Annotated in this window: 21 protein-coding genes and 2 other annotated features; all 21 genes read left to right on the top strand. The window is 48.2% G+C overall.

Annotation, left to right across the window (positions count from 1 at the left end; all coding sequences use genetic code 11):
• Window positions 1-188: 188 nt before the first annotated feature.
• Window positions 189-665, top strand: coding sequence for a CtsR family transcriptional regulator (locus BV910_RS14665; protein WP_012727708.1), 477 nt, complete (start codon window positions 189-191; stop codon window positions 663-665).
• A gap of 5 nt (window positions 666-670) precedes the next feature.
• Window positions 671-1105 (top strand): UvrB/UvrC motif-containing protein, encoded by a 435-nt coding sequence (locus BV910_RS14660; RefSeq protein WP_078147875.1) that lies wholly within the window; start codon window positions 671-673, stop codon window positions 1103-1105.
• Window positions 1105-2148, top strand: coding sequence for a protein arginine kinase (locus tag BV910_RS14655; RefSeq protein WP_078147874.1), 1044 nt, complete (start codon window positions 1105-1107; stop codon window positions 2146-2148). Before BV910_RS14660 ends, BV910_RS14655 begins: the two co-directional genes overlap by 1 nt.
• A 24-nt stretch (window positions 2149-2172) precedes the next feature.
• Window positions 2173-4608: an ATP-dependent Clp protease ATP-binding subunit gene (locus BV910_RS14650; RefSeq protein ID WP_078147873.1), complete on the top strand. Its 2436-nt coding sequence runs from the start codon at window positions 2173-2175 to the stop codon at window positions 4606-4608.
• Between the two features lie 56 nt (window positions 4609-4664).
• Window positions 4665-6041 (top strand): DNA repair protein RadA, encoded by a 1377-nt coding sequence (radA, locus tag BV910_RS14645; RefSeq protein WP_012727704.1) that lies wholly within the window; start codon window positions 4665-4667, stop codon window positions 6039-6041.
• Between the two features lie 114 nt (window positions 6042-6155).
• Window positions 6156-7220 carry a PIN/TRAM domain-containing protein gene (locus tag BV910_RS14640; protein WP_078147872.1) on the top strand — a complete coding sequence of 355 codons (1065 nt, stop codon included), beginning with the start codon at window positions 6156-6158 and terminating at the stop codon, window positions 7218-7220.
• Between the two features lie 55 nt (window positions 7221-7275).
• The gene (gene ispD / locus BV910_RS14635; protein ID WP_078147871.1) at window positions 7276-7956 is read left to right on the top strand and encodes a 2-C-methyl-D-erythritol 4-phosphate cytidylyltransferase; all 681 of its coding nucleotides are present in this window, start codon (window positions 7276-7278) and stop codon (window positions 7954-7956) included.
• Complete coding sequence (gene ispF / locus BV910_RS14630) at window positions 7953-8426, top strand: 2-C-methyl-D-erythritol 2,4-cyclodiphosphate synthase (RefSeq protein ID WP_012727701.1); 474 nt, start codon at window positions 7953-7955, stop codon at window positions 8424-8426. The genes ispD and ispF overlap by 4 nt, the downstream gene beginning before the upstream one ends.
• 45 nt (window positions 8427-8471) lie before the next feature.
• Window positions 8472-9929, top strand: a complete 1458-nt coding sequence (gene gltX, locus BV910_RS14625) for a glutamate--tRNA ligase (protein WP_193343265.1) — start codon at window positions 8472-8474, stop codon at window positions 9927-9929.
• Window positions 9929-10136 (top strand) — a binding site (T-box leader). It overlaps the preceding gene by 1 nt.
• 51 nt (window positions 10137-10187) lie before the next feature.
• A complete protein-coding gene (cysE, locus tag BV910_RS14620) occupies window positions 10188-10877 on the top strand; it encodes a serine O-acetyltransferase (RefSeq protein WP_012727699.1) in 690 nt (229 codons plus the stop codon).
• Window positions 10846-12243, top strand: coding sequence for a cysteine--tRNA ligase (gene cysS, locus BV910_RS14615; RefSeq protein WP_078147870.1), 1398 nt, complete (start codon window positions 10846-10848; stop codon window positions 12241-12243). Before cysE ends, cysS begins: the two co-directional genes overlap by 32 nt.
• Window positions 12240-12644: a Mini-ribonuclease 3 gene (locus tag BV910_RS14610; RefSeq protein WP_074035355.1), complete on the top strand. Its 405-nt coding sequence runs from the start codon at window positions 12240-12242 to the stop codon at window positions 12642-12644. The genes cysS and BV910_RS14610 overlap by 4 nt, the downstream gene beginning before the upstream one ends.
• 109 nt (window positions 12645-12753) lie before the next feature.
• Window positions 12754-13503, top strand: a complete 750-nt coding sequence (gene rlmB, locus BV910_RS14605) for a 23S rRNA (guanosine(2251)-2'-O)-methyltransferase RlmB (protein ID WP_078147956.1) — start codon at window positions 12754-12756, stop codon at window positions 13501-13503.
• The gene (locus BV910_RS14600) at window positions 13500-14039 is read left to right on the top strand and encodes a YacP-like NYN domain-containing protein (protein ID WP_012727695.1); all 540 of its coding nucleotides are present in this window, start codon (window positions 13500-13502) and stop codon (window positions 14037-14039) included. The genes rlmB and BV910_RS14600 overlap by 4 nt, the downstream gene beginning before the upstream one ends.
• Window positions 14040-14248: 209 nt before the next feature.
• Window positions 14249-14890, top strand: coding sequence for an RNA polymerase sporulation sigma factor SigH (gene sigH / locus BV910_RS14595; RefSeq protein ID WP_031421852.1), 642 nt, complete (start codon window positions 14249-14251; stop codon window positions 14888-14890).
• A gap of 128 nt (window positions 14891-15018) precedes the next feature.
• A complete protein-coding gene (gene rpmG, locus BV910_RS14590) occupies window positions 15019-15165 on the top strand; it encodes a 50S ribosomal protein L33 (RefSeq protein ID WP_012727693.1) in 147 nt (48 codons plus the stop codon).
• A 34-nt stretch (window positions 15166-15199) separates the two neighbouring features.
• Window positions 15200-15370 carry a preprotein translocase subunit SecE gene (gene secE / locus BV910_RS14585; RefSeq protein ID WP_012727692.1) on the top strand — a complete coding sequence of 57 codons (171 nt, stop codon included), beginning with the start codon at window positions 15200-15202 and terminating at the stop codon, window positions 15368-15370.
• A gap of 16 nt (window positions 15371-15386) precedes the next feature.
• The gene (nusG, locus tag BV910_RS14580) at window positions 15387-15938 is read left to right on the top strand and encodes a transcription termination/antitermination protein NusG (RefSeq protein WP_012727691.1); all 552 of its coding nucleotides are present in this window, start codon (window positions 15387-15389) and stop codon (window positions 15936-15938) included.
• A gap of 147 nt (window positions 15939-16085) precedes the next feature.
• Window positions 16086-16511 (top strand): 50S ribosomal protein L11, encoded by a 426-nt coding sequence (gene rplK, locus BV910_RS14575; protein WP_012727690.1) that lies wholly within the window; start codon window positions 16086-16088, stop codon window positions 16509-16511.
• Window positions 16512-16605: 94 nt separating this feature from the next.
• Window positions 16606-17292 carry a 50S ribosomal protein L1 gene (gene rplA / locus BV910_RS14570; RefSeq protein WP_078147869.1) on the top strand — a complete coding sequence of 229 codons (687 nt, stop codon included), beginning with the start codon at window positions 16606-16608 and terminating at the stop codon, window positions 17290-17292.
• A 59-nt stretch (window positions 17293-17351) separates the two neighbouring features.
• Window positions 17352-17505, top strand: a sequence feature (ribosomal protein L10 leader region).
• Window positions 17506-17549: 44 nt separating this feature from the next.
• Entirely contained in the window at window positions 17550-18056 is a 507-nt protein-coding gene (rplJ, locus tag BV910_RS14565; protein ID WP_012727688.1) for a 50S ribosomal protein L10, read from the top strand.
• The last annotated feature ends 43 nt before the right edge of the window (window positions 18057-18099 follow it).

Genomic DNA, 18099 nt, shown 5'->3' with positions numbered 1-18099 from the left:
TTGGGGGATCTCCCCCTGTGAGGATAGGACGTTGCCAGGCAACAACGCAGAGGACGACCGAGCATACGCTCGGTCGTTTTTTTGTTTTAGCGATGCTCTCGACATAGAGGCATCGCTTTTCGTTTGCCTTTTTTTAAATCAATGATAAAATATAGTCAAAAGTCAAAGATGGTCAGAGGGTGGTGGAGATGAGAAATATTTCGGATGTCATCGAACAGTATTTGAAGCAAGTCTTGAAGGAAAGTCAGGCAAATGCGATTGAAATCAAACGTCAAGATATCGCACAACGATTCGAATGTGTCCCATCCCAAATCAATTACGTCATCAACACACGTTTTACCGTCGAAAAAGGATATTTAGTAGAAAGTAAACGTGGCGGTGGCGGATATATTCGTATTCGACGCGTCATTTTACACGAAAAACAAGATGTTCTCTCTAGTTTGATGGATGTCATTCATGAACATCCACGTTTGAACGAACAGCTCGTTGAAAATGTGCTGATTCGATTGGTTGAAGAACAGATGATGCACGAACAAGAGGCGCAGTTGATTTATCATCTCTTATCAGATGAAGCATTGAACTTACAAGTTGACGATCGCTCCTATATTCGACGTCAACAACTACTCGCGCTGATGAAAGTACTTCGTTATCGTAATGGAGGGTAAGTCGTATGTTATGCGAACGTTGTAAACAGCGACCGGCTGTCAATGAAGTCGTTGTCATGGAACAGGACGTGCCCGTAAAAAAACGGCTATGTCGACAATGTACGGTAGAACTTATGACGGGCTATGTCCCGGTCGTAAAGCGTTGCCCAACCTGTCAGATGACGCGCCAAGATTTATTACGTGTACGAAAAGCAGGATGTGCTACGTGTTATACCGTATTTCGTGATGAACTGATTAAAACCACACGTCAATATCAACAAGGACATGATCATCACATCGGTTCGGTCCCTGACCAGTTACGTACACCGCATGAACGAATCGAAGAGCGACTCGAAAAGTTGGCAGGGGAGTTGACCCGCGCTGTCGAACAAGAAGATTATGAACGAGCAGCACGTATTCAAAAAGAAATGAAGCAATTAGAAGGGCAAGGTGATGTCTAATGGAAACGTTCCTAACACATCCACTTGGTCCAAAAATGAAAGAGCGTGCCAAATTGGATGACCTGGTCGTCTCCACAAGAATCCGACTGGCACGTAACGTCAAAGACACTGTGTTTTCGCCGGTCCTCACTAAAGAAGGAGAACGTCAACTGTGTAATCGTCTCGAAGGGCGGTTACGTGGGTTAAAGGGATTTGAATATCTTCATATGCGTGACTATGATGAGGTCACCCGGCAGGCGTTGATGGAAAAACACTTGATTAGTCCGGCCGTTGCGACAAACGAAGAAAGTGCAGTCTTTTTAAGTGAAGATGAAACCATCAGTGTGTTGATTAACGAAGAAGATCATTTACGAATTCAGACCTTACTCCCAGGTTATCAAGTGAAAGAGGCATTTGAATTAGCGAATCAAGTAGACGCATTGTGCGCAGAATCACTCTCCTACGCCTTTGACGAACAGTTAGGCTACTTGACGACATGCCCAAGCAATATCGGAACCGGACTCCGAGCCTCGGTCATGTTACACTTACCGGGACTCACGTTAACGGGTCGAATCAGCCCCATTTTGCGAGAACTTCGAAAACTTGGCTATACGATTCGAGGTCGTTACGGAGAAGGTAGCGATGCGGCAGGACGGTTGTTCCAGCTTTCAAATCAGCGGACATTGGGCAGTCATGAATCACAGCTGTTAGCTGACTTTATGGAAGTGACAGAACAAGTGATTCAAGCAGAACGTCATGCGCGTGAAGAACTCATCGCACATCGACAAGAAGAGTTAGAGGATCGGTTTTATCGGTCATATGGTATTTTACGATATGCCAAACTTCTTTCTTCTACCGAAGCCATTGAGCGGCTATCTGATTTACATTTAGCGAGTGACCTAGGAATTTTGTCTGATTGGAGTCCGCCGAAGTTTCATGAACTCATCGTTCGGTTACAATCAGGTTTTCTACAAAAACATTTCGGGAAAACATTATCTACGCAAGAACGAGATCGAGAACGAGCGACACTTGTTCGTCGAACGTTAGATCAAGGCTTAGTTTGATCCAACTATAAGGAGGTTATGTCAATGATGTTTGGACGATTTACAGAACGAGCACAACGCGTATTAGCTTTAGCACAAGAGGAAGCCGTACGTCTTGGCCATCATAATATTGGTACAGAACATATTTTATTAGGATTGGTTCGTGAAGGAGAAGGGATTGCGGCAAAAGCGCTCTTCGCCCTCGGATTGACCTCTGAAAAAATCCAACAAGAAGTAGAATCATTGATTGGTCGCGGTTCGGAGAACGGGTCGACGATTCACTACACACCGCGTGCGAAAAAGGTCATTGAGCTCTCGATGGATGAGGCTCGAAAATTGGGACACTCTTACGTCGGAACGGAACACATCCTTCTAGGATTGATTCGTGAAGGAGAAGGGGTCGCGGCACGCGTCCTCAATAACCTTGGAATCAGTTTGACGAAAGCACGCCAACAAGTGTTGCAACTTCTCGGGAACACCGAGTCTTCTTCAAATGCTTCACAACCTGGGGCGAGCGCCGCAACCCCAACACTTGATGGGTTGGCACGCGATTTGACACAACAAGCGCGCGAGTCTCGTTTAGATCCAGTCATCGGGCGCGCAGGCGAAATTCAACGTGTCATCGAAGTATTGTCGCGTCGGACGAAGAACAACCCGGTTCTAATTGGGGAACCAGGGGTCGGGAAAACAGCGGTTGTCGAAGGTCTCGCTCAGCAAATCATCAACAACGAGGTACCTGAAACGCTTCGCAACAAACGCGTCATGGTGCTCGATATGGGAACGCTCGTCGCAGGTACGAAATATCGTGGTGAATTCGAAGATCGCTTGAAAAAAGTGATGGACGAAATTCGTCAAGCCGGTAACGTCATTCTCTTTATTGATGAGTTGCATACATTGATCGGTGCGGGTGGTGCAGAAGGTGCAATCGATGCGTCGAACATCCTCAAACCGTCATTGGCTCGCGGCGAACTTCAATGTATCGGGGCGACTACACTTGATGAATACCGAAAGTACATCGAAAAAGATGCAGCGCTTGAGCGCCGCTTCCAACCGATTCAAGTGAACGAACCGACAACAGAAGAAGCTGAACAAATCTTACTCGGGTTACGCGATCGCTATGAAGCACACCACCGTGTGACGATTACAGATACGGCGATTCACGAGGCGGTCGTCCTTTCAGACCGTTATATCTCCGATCGTTTCTTGCCGGATAAGGCGATCGACCTCGTCGACGAGGCAGCATCGAAAGTACGACTTCGTTCATTCACGGCACCACCGAATTTGAAAGAGTTGGAATCCCGTCTCGAATCGATTCGTAAAGAGAAAGACTCTGCCGTTCAAAGCCAAGAGTTTGAAAAAGCAGCTTCCCTTCGCGATACGGAACAGAAGTTACGCGATGAGTTAGAAGAGTTGAAAGCAGAGTGGCAGAACAAGCAAGGGAACGAAAAACTTGAAGTGACGAAAGAAGATATCGCTCAAGTTGTTGCGAACTGGACAGGTGTACCGGTCACGAAGATTGCCGAAGAAGAGACAGACCGTCTCCTCAAACTCGAATCGATTCTTCACAACCGTGTCATCGGTCAAGACGATGCGGTGAAATCCATTTCCCGCGCCATCCGTCGCGCCCGGGCCGGATTGAAAGATCCGAAACGTCCAATCGGGTCATTCATCTTCCTCGGACCGACCGGAGTCGGGAAAACAGAGCTCGCCCGTGCAGTTGCCGAAGCGATGTTTGGCGATGAAGATGCCATCATTCGAATCGACATGTCCGAGTACATGGAAAAACATGCGACGAGCCGTCTCGTCGGTTCGCCTCCTGGTTATGTTGGTTACGAAGAAGGCGGTCAATTGACTGAAAAAGTGCGTCGGAAACCGTACTCGGTTATCCTACTCGATGAAATCGAAAAAGCGCACCCAGAAGTATTCAACATCTTGCTTCAAGTGTTAGACGACGGTCGCTTGACGGATTCGAAAGGTCGCACAGTCGACTTCCGAAACACCGTCATCATCATGACGTCTAACGTCGGAGCCGCAGCGCTTCAACGAAACAAATATGTAGGATTCACAGTGGAAGATGATGTGAAACGTGAGTATACAGAAATGAAGGACAAAGTGCTCGAGGAATTGAAGAAAGCGTTCCGACCTGAGTTCTTGAACCGGATTGATGAAATCACAGTATTCCATTCACTTCAAAAAGAGCACATTCAAGAAATCATCAAACTTATGGCAGAGACACTTAAGAAACGTCTCGCCGAGCAAGGTGTTGATTTCAGCTTGACGGATGCGGCACTCGATAAAATTGCCGATGTCGGTTACGATCCGGAATACGGGGCTCGCCCTCTCCGTCGTGCCCTTCAACGGGAAGTGGAGGACCGTCTCTCAGAAGCGATGCTCGGCGGTACAATCGCTAAAGGCAGTAAAGTTGCGCTCGACGTACAAGATGGAGAGTTCGTCGTTCGTAACGAAGGTGTAGTTCAGTAAATCATTCAGCTCCCTCGTCGTTTAGAGGGAGCTTTTTTTAGACAGGAAGGGAACTTATGGCCAAAATTAAAACGAAATACGTCTGCCAATCGTGCGGATATGAATCAGCCAAGTGGATGGGACGCTGTCCGGGTTGTAATGAATGGAATACGCTCGTCGAAGAGTTTGTAGAAGAGAAGAAGGCCAAACGTGGAGCGGCCTTTGTGCATAGTTCATCGCGACAATTGAAACCGGAACGTTTAGCAAACGTCGTCTCACAAGAAGAGACGCGTGTGCATACGAATAGCCGTGAATTTGACCGCGTGCTCGGTGGAGGAATTGTCCCAGGTTCACTCGTCTTAGTCGGAGGGGACCCAGGGATTGGGAAATCAACAATCTTGCTACAGGTCAGCGCTCACTTAGCCCATAGTGGTAAAAAGGTGCTGTACATCTCGGGAGAGGAATCGCTCAAACAGACGAAACTGCGTGCGGAACGGCTCGGCTTACCAACGGATGACTTGTTCGTACTCGCTGAGACGGACATGTTGATGATTGAACGGGTTATTGATGAGGAGCAACCCGGATTTGTCATCATTGACTCGATTCAAACGGTATACATGGATGAGATTCAATCAGCGCCAGGGAGCGTGTCGCAAGTTCGAGAATGTACGGCCGCCCTCATGAAAATTGCGAAAACGCGAGGGATCGCCGTCTTCATCGTCGGTCACGTGACGAAGCAAGGATCGATTGCTGGTCCTCGTTTACTCGAGCATATGGTCGATGCGGTACTTTACTTTGAAGGGGAACGTCATCATACGTTCCGTATTTTACGGGCGGTGAAAAACCGTTTTGGGTCGACGAACGAGATTGGCATTTTCGAGATGAAAGAGAGCGGGCTTGAGGAAGTGCTCAATCCGTCCGAAATATTCTTAGAGGAGCGCACCGCGGGCGTGTCAGGCTCGACCGTCGTTGCCTCAATGGAAGGGACACGGACGGTACTTGTGGAACTCCAAGCACTCATCTCTCCGACATCGTTCGGGAACCCGAGACGTATGGCAACGGGCATCGATCAAAACCGAGTCGCGCTTCTCATGGCCGTGCTTGAGAAACGTTCCGGTCTCTTGCTTCAGACGCAGGATGCGTACTTGAAAGCAGCCGGTGGCGTCAAACTGGACGAGCCGGCGATTGACCTTGCGATTTGTATCTCGATCGCCTCGAGTTTCCGCGATCGTCCGACCCGTCCGACGGATGTCTGCATCGGTGAGGTCGGATTGACCGGGGAAGTGCGACGGGTTTCAAGAATCGAGCAACGTGTCGCCGAGGCGGCGAAACTAGGTTTTACACGGGCCATCATCCCGAAAAATAACATGGGGGGATGGACCGCTCCGGCAGGGATTGAAGTCGTCGGGGTCGGGACAGTGGACGAAGCACTCCAGTTGGCGATTCCGTTCTAACGGGTCGCCACTGGCAGTTTTTAACGCTTTGTAACGAACGTGATTGAAAAAATCGTGTTACAATGAAAGTGTTATTTTTTGAAATTTTATTTCATATAGAAGGAGGTGGAATGAGTGAAGATTGCTGTACGAATCGGATTTATTTTGATTGGACTCGTCGTGGGTTGGTTCGGAATCATCGAAGCGACGCTTTTATTAGCAGACCTTGGCATGAATGTGCCGGAGTGGTTAACGATTCCATACGTAGCAAGTTTGATTGGTGGACTTATCTTCTTCATTCTTAGTTTATTCTTAACAGATGGTGTTGTTGCATTTATTCGTTTTGTCGAAGAACGGCTCGTCCGTTTACCCGTAGGGGATATCTTATTTGGTTCGATCGGTCTTATCATTGGGCTCTTGATTGCCTTTTTGATCAGTGTATCGCTTGAAGTCACGAATATCTTCTTACTGAGTAAAATCGTCCCGATTTTTGTCACGGCCCTGTTTGGTTACTTTGGTTTCGCGGTCGGCTATCGGAAGCGTAACGAATGGATCAAACTATTTGTGAAGAGTGAACGGGATAAGCCTGCGGCTGAACCAGTCCAACGCTCGAATGATAAGATTTTAGACACGAGCGTCATCATCGACGGTCGAATCGCGGATATTGCGACGACTGGATTCGTGGAAGGGACATTGATTGTGCCACAATTCGTCATCGGCGAACTGCAATACATCGCCGACTCATCGGATACGTTGAAGCGGAATCGTGGACGTCGTGGACTGGACATTTTGAAGGAACTTCAAGAAAACAAGCGCATCCAGGTTGAGATCTATGATGGAGACTTTGAAGATGTACCGGAAGTCGACATCAAATTGATCAAACTGGCTGAACTGAAAAACGGGATTGTCGTTACGAATGACTACAACTTAAATAAAGTGTGTGAGGTTCGAAATGTACCGGTCTTGAACATCAATGATTTGGCGAACGCTGTCAAACAGATTGTCATTCCTGGTGAAGAGATGGTCGTGACAGTTATTAAAGAAGGAAAAGAACAGAATCAAGGGGTTGCTTACCTTGAGGACGGGACGATGGTCGTCGTGGAGGGCGGACGTAAATTGATTTCGAAGACGCTCCCTGTCGTTGTGACGAGTGTCTTACAAACGTCTGCAGGACGTATGATTTTTGCCCGTCCGGAATAACGGATCAAAAAGAGACGCGAGAGCGCTCTCTTTTTTCACGAAGAGAGGTATTTACATGGTAGCTTATACAGTTGTCATCCCGGCTGCCGGGAGAGGGAAACGGATGGGTGCGGATGCGAATAAGCTCATGCTGACGCTCCGTGACAAACCGATTATCGCTTGGACGTTACAGACGTTCGATACCGATCCGTGGTGCGAACGAATTGTGTTAGCCATCCGGCCGGAAGAACGGGACTGGTTCGAGGAGATAACGTCACAGATGAAGACGCCGGTTACATACGTAGCAGGAGGGGAAGAACGACAACAGAGTGTCCATGCAGGACTGAAGGTTGTTGCACCCGATACGATTGTGATGATTCATGACGGTGCGCGTCCGTTTGTGAAACGTGAACAGTTGCATCAAGTGGCTGAAGCGGCACGGCAAGGTGGTGCCATCTTGGCGGTACCCGTTAAAGATACGGTCAAACAAGTTCAACGTCATCACATCGAACGCACCGTTCCCCGTGAAAACCTGTGGTTGGCACAAACGCCGCAAGCCTTTCAGGCGAAAGCCATTTTGGCGGCACATGAACGAGCGGTCGAACAACAAGTAATGGGCACGGATGATGCCAGTTTGTTTGAGTGGCTCGGCGAATCGGTACAAGTGGTCCTTGGGGACTATCACAACATCAAAATGACGACGCCCGAAGATTTATTGTTCGGCGACGCGATTTTAGCGGAGGAGGAATTACAATGAGAATTGGTCAAGGGTTTGATGTACACGCATTTGCAGAAGGACGTCCGTTAATCTTAGGAGGGATTGAGATTCCACATGAGCGCGGACTGCTCGGTCATTCTGATGCGGACGTGTTACTCCATACCATTGCGGATGCGGCACTTGGAGCAATTGCGGCAGGTGATATCGGAAAGCACTTCCCGGATACGGACCCGGAATTTAAAGATGCGGATTCGAAAGTATTGCTTCGTCACGTCTGGCAGCTCGTGAAAGACCAAGGGTACGTTCTCGGAAATGTAGATGCGACGGTCATGGCACAACGTCCGAAACTTCGTCCTTACATTGATGAGATGCGAGCGGTCATCGCTGAACTTCTTGAGGCGGACATCGAGCAGGTGAACGTGAAAGCGACGACGACGGAGAAACTGGGCTTCACGGGACGCGAAGAAGGGATTGCGGCGCAAGCGGTCATCTTACTCAACCGGGCTTGACAGAAATGGTATACTATTTGGGCAGAAGAGAAGAAAGGTGGAACTATTATGAGTGAAGTGCGTGTACGCTATGCGCCTAGTCCGACGGGGCATCTCCATATCGGAAATGCGCGGACTGCGTTGTTTAACTACTTATTTGCTCGCCATGCTGGCGGAAAAATGATTCTTCGGATTGAAGACACTGACCAGAAACGGAATGTGTTGAACGGTGTCGAGAGTCAGATGAAATACTTGGAATGGCTCGGCATCGACTGGGATGAAGGTCCAGGGCGTGACGGAGACTACGGTCCATATTATCAAATGGAGCGTCTTGCGATTTATGAGAAGTACGTCAATGAGTTGATGAGCAAAGGCCTTGCTTATAAATGCTACATGACCTCGGAGGAGCTTGAAGCAGAGCGTGAAGCACAAATCGCACGTGGGGAGGCACCACGTTACTCGGGTGCGCACCGTAACCTCACTGTTGAAGAACGTGAAGCGTTTGAAGCGGAAGGGCGTAAACCGTCTATTCGGATTCGTGTGCCGGAAGGCGTGACGTATAAATGGACAGATGTCGTCAAAGGAGACGTCTCGTTTGAATCGAAAGATTTCGGTGACTGGGTCATCGTGAAACAGGACGGCATTCCAACGTACAACTTCGCAGTTGTCGTGGACGACCATTTGATGAAGATCAGTCACGTGTTGCGTGGGGACGACCATATCGCGAACACACCAAAACAGATGATGGTCTATGACGCACTTGGTTGGGACTATCCTGAATTCGGTCACATGACGCTCATCTACAATGACCAACATAAGAAGTTATCAAAACGGGACGAATCGATTATTCAGTTCATCGAACAATATGCGGATCTTGGTTACTTGCCAGCAGCGCTCTTCAACTTCATTTCGCTCCTTGGCTGGTCACCCGTCGGGGAAGAAGAAATCTTCTCAAAAGAAGAGTTCATTGAAATGTTTGATGCGAAACGTTTGTCGAAGAGTCCGGCGGTTTTTGACCAACAAAAACTTTCTTGGATCAACAGTGTATACATGAAGAAGGCCACGCTTGACGAAGTGGTGGCACTCAGTTTACCATTCTTACAAGAAGCAGGACGATTACCCGAGGCGGTATCTGTTGAGGAAGCGGATTGGGCGACAAACTTGATTGCATTGTATAAAGAACAAATGACGCACGGAGCAGAAATCGTCGCGTTGACAGACTTGTTCTTCAAAGATGAAATCGAGTATGACGAGGAAGCGAACGCTGTCCTTTCAGGTGAAACGGTACCTGCTGTTCTTGCAGAGTTCAAACAGCAGCTCGAAGCAATCGAAGACTTCACACCGGAAGCGATTAAAGCGGCGACGAAAGCGACGCAAAAAGCGACCGGTCAAAAAGGGAAGAACTTGTTCATGCCGATCCGTGTCGCTACGACAGGGCAAACACATGGACCGGAACTCCCGAACGCCATTTCGTTAATCGGAAAAGAGCGTGTGTTGAAGCGTCTGACAACTTTATTAGCGTAATAAAGGCATCGATGAGGAAAGTAAGCGGTACGACACGTTGCAGAGACTAGAACCTAGGCTGGGAGTTCTAGATGTGTCCCCCGAAGAAGTGCACCTCGGAGCCGTCTCGGCGATATGTAGTCGAGGCCGTGACTCGGCGTTAACGAGACTTGAGAGGGGAACGCATTTTCCCAAACAGAGTGGAACCGCGCTTACGGCGTCTCTGTGCCTTGGCACAGGGGCGTCTTTGTTTTTGTATAAGAAAAGGAGATATCGATTATGGGATTTTGGAGCAGTGTACGCGAAGACTTGCGGACTGTCCTGGAACTAGACCCTGCCGCTCGTTCGAAAGTAGAAGTGGCACTGACTTACCCAGGCCTTCACGCCATATGGGCACACCGCATCGCGCACGGATTATGGAAACGTAACGTGAAACTGGTGGCCAAATTATTAGCCCAGTTCAGTCGTTGGTTGACCGGGATTGAAATTCATCCGGGGGCAGTCCTTGGGGACCGCGTGTTCATCGATCACGGTTTCGGTGTCGTCATCGGTGAGACGGCGATTATCGGGAATGACGTCACCATCTATCAAGGCGTCACCCTGGGTGGAACGGGGAAAGAGAAAGGGAAGCGTCACCCGACAATCGGGAGTGACGTGCTTATTTCAGCGGGGGCGAAAGTACTTGGGAACATCACGGTCGGCGATTGCGTCAAAATCGGAGCGAGCTCGGTCGTATTGAACGATGTGCCGTCTGATTCGACCGTGGTCGGAATTCCAGGTCGTGTCGTCATCCGAAACGGTAAGCGTGTGAAGCAACATGATCTAGATCATCGTTTCCCAGATCCGGACCGCGAATGCCAAGAACGCTTAGAAGCGGCAGTGGATGAACTACAACAAAAATTAGCAACGCTTGAAAAGCGGATGGAGGAGAAGACACATGATTCAGCTGTACAACAGTCTCACGAATAAAAAAGAACCGTTTGTCCCGATTGTTCCGGGTAAAGTATCGATGTACGTATGCGGTCCGACCGTTTACAACTACATTCATGTTGGAAACGCCCGTCCGGCGATCGCCTTCGATACGGTTCGTCGCTACTTGACGTATCGTGGGTACGAGGTCAAATACGTCTTGAACTTCACAGACGTGGATGACAAGATCATTCGTACGGCGAATGAATTAGGAGAAGACACGGAGACGCTGACGAATCGCTATATCGAGGCATATTTAGCAGATACAGGGGCACTTAACGTTCAACCGGCAGACGTGCATCCGCGTGTTACCGATACGATGGTAGAAATCATCGAATTCATTCGTCAATTAGAGACGGAAGGGTTCGCTTATGAATCAGAAGGAGACGTGTATTTCCGGACGAAGAAGTTTGAGACTTACGGAAAATTGAGCCAGCAATCGATTGAAGATTTGCGGGCCGGGTCACGTGTCGATGTCGGGGAGAAGAAAGAAGACCCGCTCGACTTCGTCTTATGGAAAGCGGCTAAACCGGATGAACCATCATGGGATAGTCCGTGGGGCAAAGGACGTCCGGGCTGGCATATCGAATGCTCGGCGATGGCGAAAAAACATCTCGGGACAACAATTGATATTCACGCGGGCGGTCATGATTTGAAATTCCCACACCACGAGAACGAGATTGCTCAGTCAGAAGCTTGCAACCATGCGAAGTTCGCCAACTATTGGTTGCATAACGGCTTCATTAACATTGAAAATGAGAAGATGTCTAAGTCGCTCGGAAACTTCCTCCTCGTCCATGAGGCGTTGAAAGAAGTCGACCCGATGGTCCTGCGCTTCTTCATGTTGTCTGTACATTATCGTCATCCGATCAACTATAGCCGAGAATTGATTGAACAAGCGGCGAACGGCTGGAGCCGAATCAAGGAAGCCTATCAGAATATTGAATATCGCTTGTCGGTCACAGCTGGACTTGGAGAGGCGAGCGAGTCGATGGAACGGAAGCTTGAATCCATCAAAGCGTCTTTCATCGAATCAATGGATGATGATATCAATACGGCCAACGCCGTGACCGTCCTCTTTGACTTGGCACGGGAAGCGAACATTTATGCGAAGGCCGATCATGTGGCCAAAGCGACGCTAGAACAGGTCCTGTCGCTATTTGATGAATTGACGGGTGTCCTCGGCTTGACGTTGGCAGAAGAAAAAGAACTATTGGATGACGAGATCGACCAATTGATTCAAGAACGGAACGACGCACGGGCGGCACGTAATTTTGCCCGGGCTGACGAGATTCGTGATTTACTAAAAGAACAACACATCCAACTCGAAGACACGGCCCAAGGGGTTCGGTGGAAGCGGTTATGATGCAACCGAAACAAATGAATGCCCTTGCGCTCGCTTACATGGGAGACGTGGTATACGAAATGGCTGTACGGAGACGCCTGCTCGAGAAAGGATTGACGCGCCCGAATGACTTACACCGGGGTGCGGTCCGCTACGTCAATGCACGAGCGCAGGCGAGCGTCGTGACATTTTGGTTAGAGACGGATGCGTTGACAGAAGAGGAACAGGCTGTCGTCAGACGTGGAAAGAATGCGAAATCCGGATCGGTTCCAAAGCGGGTCGATGTGCACACGTATCGTTATTCCACGGCGTTCGAGGCATTGATTGGGTATATCTATTTGACAGAAAGAAGGGATCGTCTTGAAGAACTCATCAAACAAGCGTTCGAACGACTCGAAGCCGAGTCGACCGAAACGACATGACGGAAATCGGGGAGCGGAGAAACGAACGTTTGACCGCCCTCGTGGGGAACGACCAGATCGCGCGCGTCGCCAAAAGGCAGAACGCCCTGACTATAAGGAAGTCGATGTGATGGAGGAAGGGATTGACTTCCTTTACGGTCGTAACCCGGTACTCGAGGCACTGCGAAGTGGTCGGGATATGAATAAAGTATTCATTATGGAAGGTCAGCAAAAGGGACCACTCGCTCAAATTATCGCGATGGCGAACGAAGCATCGGTCCAAGTGTCATTCGTCCCAAAAACGAAACTTGAGAAGATGGCTGGCAGTGAACATCACCAAGGAGTCGTTGCGGCGGTTGCGGCTTATGAATACAAAACAGTCGAAGACATGTTCGCTCTCGCAGCTTCGAAAGATGAGACACCGCTCTTCATTTTACTAGATGAGCTCGAAGACCCGCACAATCTCGGTTCGATTTTACGGACCGCCGATGCTGTTGGCGCACATGGGATCATCATTCCGAAACGTCGCTCGGTCGGTTTGACTCAAACGGTTGCCAAAGCCTCGACCGGGGCCATTGAGCATATTCCGGTGGCGCGTGTGACGAACTTGACACGGACACTTGAAGAGTTGAAGGAAAAAGGATTGTGGGTCGTCGGGACCGATGCGAAAGAAAGTCAGGACTATCGTCGATTGGATGGAAATATGCCACTCGTTGTGGTCATTGGAAGTGAGGGCAAAGGGATGAGCCGACTCGTGCGCGAATCGTGCGACTTCCTTGTTCATTTACCGATGGTCGGTCATGTCACGTCACTCAATGCATCTGTTGCAGCGGCGCTCCTCCTGTATGAGGTGCATCGCTCACGTCATCCATTGGCATGAGTATCCTGAAGCGTGAGCTCCTTCTTGTCGACGGATATAATATCATCGGCGCGTGGCCTCACTTGAGAAGTCTCCGCGACGTAGATTTTGAACAAGCACGTAATCTGTTGATTGAGGCGATGGCAGAATATCAGGCTGTGTCCGGCAAAGAGGTCACCATCGTGTTTGACGCCCATATGCGTTATGGTCGTGAATCCAAAGAGAAGCGGAGTCGGGTCGACGTTGTCTATACGAAAGAGAATGAGACGGCGGACGAATGGATTGAGCGGCGTGCCCATGAATTAGTGGATGACCGGCTCATTACATTATTCGTCGCGACGAACGATTTCACGGAGCAGTGGGTCATCTTTGGTCAAGGCGCATTGCGCGTCCCGGCAACCGAACTGTTGAAAGATTGGAAGCATGCGAAAACATTGATTGAACAACAGCGCGTGTCGCTCGAGAAAGAACAAGCGAATCGGAAGACGATTGATATTCCACCGCATATTCAAGCGAAGTTTGAAGAAATGCGACGTCGCAAATCAAAAGGTGATTGAAATCACGGACGAGTTCATCAAATGGACTCGTCTTTGTTTCGATTTTGACATTTTTTTGCAAAGGAATGTTGTATACTATTAAATATATGAGTTACACAGTATTCAATTGACGGAATTTTTAGAAATTTGTTTGACGCATAGGAGTAGGGAGTCCTATAATGGGACACAACCTTACATAGTTCAGGATCAATCGCCGGGGGGTAACGAGCATGAACGGATGGCCGTACGAACAGTTTGAAAAAATGTCAGACGAAGAGTTGGTCTTATTGGCGCGCAACGAAGGGGATAGCGACGCGCTCGAGTTTTTGATTGAACGATACCGGTATTTTGTGCGGGCGAAGGCACGTTCATACTTTTTGATTGGTGCAGATCACGAGGACATCGTCCAAGAAGGGATGATCGGCCTTTATAAAGGTGTGCGTGATTATAAGGACGAGCGACTTGCGTCATTCAAAAGCTTTGCTGAGATGTGTATCACCCGTCAGATGATCACGGCAATCAAGACGGCGACACGCCAAAAACATATTCCGCTCAATTCATATGTGTCACTCGATAAACCAATTTTTGATGAAGAGTCTGACCGGACGTTGCTCGATGTCATCTTGCCACCACATCCGACTGATCCACAAGAATTGATCGTGACACAGGAAGAACAGACGTTCATGGAAGCGAAGATGGATGAGATCTTGAGTGACCTCGAACGGAAAGTATTGCGTCTTTATTTAGACGGACGTTCTTATCAAGAGATTTCAGACGATCTCGATCGTCATGTCAAATCGATCGATAATGCGTTGCAACGTGTGAAGAAGAAATTCGAGCGTCATGTCGACGTCCGGATGCTCACGAGCTAACCGATTATTGACCGCGTGCCTCCTATGTGATACTTTAAAAGCAGCGCCTTGTCCGTAGACGCCATTTACAGGAGGCGTTTTTTTTTCGCTCTTTTTTAAGAGAGAGTAGTCGAAAGGGGCGCTTATGAATGGCAAAGAAAGTAAGTCTCGCTTGCTCAGAATGCGGGTCTCGAGAGTACTCGACGACAAAAAAAGACGGCGTGTCGACACGGCTTGAAATGAAGAAGTTTTGTCGCCGCTGTAACGCGCATACGCTGCATCGGGAATCAAAGTAACGTAGATTGGCATTCAATGTAGGAGGAAGCTACCATGAACTTTTTGCGCGACGTATGGAAAGAGTTGAAGAAAACGAGTTGGCCGACTCGTAAAGAACTCACGAAATATACCATTACTGTCATCGCGACTGTTGTCGTGATTGGCCTGTTCGTGTTCGGCGTAGATACTGGGGTCAGTTATCTCGTCAATTTATTGATTAACTAAGGAAGAGGTGAAAGCCGTGGAGAAACAATGGTTTGTTGTCCAGACGTACTCAGGTTTTGAGAATAACGTCAAAGAAAACCTAGAACGTCGAATCGGTTCGATGAACATGGAAGATAAAATTTTCCGCGTCCTCGTCCCGACTGAAACGACGCAAGAAGAAGTCACATTGAAGAGTGGCGAGAAGAAAATCAAAGAACGTGAAGTCAAAAGTTTCCCGGGCTATGTGTTCGTAGAGATGGTCATGACTGACGATTCATGGTATGTTGTCCGCAACACGCCAAACGTCACCGGCTTCCTCGGTTCAACGGGTGGTGGGGCAAAACCAATCCCACTCCAACCGGACGAAGTGACAAACGTCTTGTCACAAATGGGACTCATCGAGAAGAAAGATCGTTACAACTATGAACTCGGTGACCTTGTCCGCGTGAAAGAAGGCGCATTTGAGAACTTTGAAGGAACAATCGACGAGATTGAAGCCGACAAAGAGAAGCTCAAAGTCGTGGTCGACATGTTCGGTCGTGAAACAAAAATTGAGCTTGATTTCGAACAAGTTCAGAAAATTAACTAAACCCACTTGCTAATCCGTAAAACGGATGGTACAATCGAAAATGTTTGATGTTGTGCTTTATTTCGGTACAAACTCGACCTAATAGATTGAGTGGGAGGGCGCACAACGTCCAAGAAACCACATTTTAGACTTAAGGAGGTGTGTCTCGTGGCGAAAAAAGTTTCTAAACTCGTTAAACTTCAAATCCCAGCTGGTAAAGCAAACCCAGCTCCACCAGTAGGTCCAGCACTTGGTCAAGCAGGTGTTAACATCATGGGATTCTGTAAAGAGTTCAACGCTCGTACACAAGACCAAGCCGGATTGATTATTCCTGTAGTCATCACGGTATACGAAGATCGTTCGTTTACATTCATTACGAAAACTCCACCAGCTGCAGTTCTCTTGAAGAAAGCTGCTGGTATCGAGAGTGGTTCTGGTGAACCAAACCGTAAGAAAGTAGCAACGGTTAAGCGTGACAAAGTTCGCGAAATCGCTGAACTTAAAATGCCTGACCTTAACGCATCATCTGTAGAAACAGCGATGCTTATGGTTGAAGGTACTGCACGTAGTATGGGTATTGTAATCGAAGACTAATTGCTAGTCTCTGGGGTTGTCGGTGAATACTGCTCACCTTCAATCCCTTCATTATGTGGGAGGAAATTCCGCTAACCACAAGGAGGAAAAGATCATGGGTAAAAAACACCAAGAAGCAGCTAAGCTTGTTGACCGCACGAAGTCATACGACCTCGCTGAAGCTGTCGAGCTCGTTCAAAAAACAGCTACTGCTAAATTCGATGAAACAATCGAAGTTGCTGTCCGTCTCGGCGTAGATCCGAAGAAAGCAGACCAACAAATCCGTGGTGCCGTTGTACTTCCACACGGTACTGGTAAAACACAAAAAGTTCTCGTCTTCGCAAAAGGTGACAAAGTGAAAGAAGCGGAAGCTGCTGGAGCAGACTACGTTGGCGACGCTGAGTACATCAACAAAATCCAACAAGGATGGTTCGACTTCGATGTAATCGTTGCGACACCTGACATGATGGGTGAAGTTGGTAAACTTGGTCGTGTTCTCGGACCTAAAGGCCTCATGCCTAACCCGAAAACAGGAACAGTTACTTTCGACGTAGAAAAAGCAATCGCGGATATCAAAGCTGGTAAAGTTGAATACCGTGTTGATAAAGCTGGTAACATCCACGTTCCAGTTGGTAAGAAATCATTTGAAGCATCTAAACTCTCTGAGAACATCGAGACAATTCTCGAAACACTCATGAAAGTGAAGCCTGCTACTGCAAAAGGAACTTACCTTAAAAACATCTCGCTTTCATCTACAATGGGTCCTGGGATCCGTGTAGCGACTGCAGATTTCCTTAAGTAATCTTGTTGAAATAAATTGTTGACAACGTGTGACACCGCTGATAAAGTAATACACGTTCAACCGAATATGTTGGATTACCGTAGACAGAAGGTGGACATCGGTCCGTAAACCCTTCCGAGGTGTCTTTGCTCGAACTTGAGCCTGTTGTCACAGGTTTACTTTCAAACAATTACGCCCTCGTATGTCTTCATACGAGGGATTTCTTTTGGAGAGCAGCCTCTCGTCCGGTATAAGAATTGACTAGGAGGTGCAAACACATGGCAAACGAAAAAATCGTAGCTCAGAAATCGGCACTCGTCGATGAAATCGCTGAGAAAATGCAAGCGAGCGTTGGAACAGTTGTTGTTGACTACCGTGGACTTACAGTTGAAGAAGTGACTACACTCCGTAAATCACTCCGTGACGCTGGAATCGAGTTCAAAGTTTACAAGAACGGTCTTCTTCGCCGCGCGGCTACTCAGTCGAACTTCGAAGGTCTTGACGAAGTCTTCACTGGTCCTACAGCAATCGCCTTCTCTAAAGAAGACGTTATTGCTCCAGCGAAGATCTTGAACGACTTCTCGAAAGAGCACAAAGCGCTCGAACTCAAAGGCGGAATCATCGAAGGTAAAGTTTCTTCACTCGAAGAAATCAAAGCCCTTGCAGAACTTCCATCACGCGATGGTCTTCTCTCGATGCTTCTCAGCGTACTTCAAGCTCCAATCCGTGGGCTCGCAGTCGCAACAAATGCAATCGCAGAACAAAAAGAAGAGCAATCAGCTTAATTTTTGTCGCGTAGCGTAACTCAAAAAAACTTTTTCACAACAT

It is taken from the genome of Exiguobacterium sp. HVEsp1 (assembly GCF_002009685.1).
Taxonomy (GTDB): Bacteria; Bacillota; Bacilli; order Exiguobacteriales; family Exiguobacteriaceae; genus Exiguobacterium; species Exiguobacterium profundum.
The sequence above is the reverse complement of the archived record's forward strand: the minus strand, read 5'-3'. Positions and strand labels throughout refer to the sequence as shown.